The sequence below is a fragment of the Streptomyces sp. WM6386 genome (assembly GCF_000972385.1).
In the GTDB taxonomy this organism is placed as follows: Bacteria; Actinomycetota; Actinomycetes; order Streptomycetales; family Streptomycetaceae; genus Streptomyces.
In genome coordinates this window covers 1-445 of sequence record NZ_JXTE01000499.1, presented here as the reverse complement: position 1 = coordinate 445, position 445 = coordinate 1, and the positions used below count along the sequence as shown (strand labels likewise).

The window sequence follows — 445 nt, the reverse complement described above, 5'->3', positions numbered from 1 at the left end:
CGTCAGGGACGTACGCCTTCGGGCACAGGCGATCGATGTGTGAATGGGAAGTGCCGAATGCGAAAAGACGCGAGGAACGCCGGCGCTCAGGCCCGGCCGATCCGGAAACCCACCCCGTGGACGGTGATGATCCAGTCACGGGAGCCGAGCTTGGTGCGCAGGCTGCTCACATGCGGGTCGACGGTGCGCCGGGACCAGGAGTCGGCCCACACGTCGCGCAGCAGCTGCTCGCGGGTGACGACCGTCTCGGGCCGTGCGGCCAGCAGGTACAGCAGGTCGAACTCCTTGCGGGTCACCGCGATGGTGCGGCCGCCCAGACGGACCTCGCGCAGCGCCGCGTCGATGCGCAGCGCACCGATCGACAGCCCCCGGCGTTCGATGCGGGGCTGCACGCGGCGCATCACGGCCTCGATACGGGCCAGGAGTTCTCTGAGCCCACAGGGTT

Annotated in this window: 1 protein-coding gene; it reads right to left on the bottom strand. The window is 69.4% G+C overall.

The window, feature by feature from the left end; all coding sequences use genetic code 11:
• Positions 1-86: 86 nt before the first annotated feature.
• A partial coding sequence (locus tag TN53_RS42415; protein ID WP_046264250.1) for a winged helix-turn-helix domain-containing protein occupies positions 87-445 on the bottom strand: 359 nt, incomplete at its 5' end.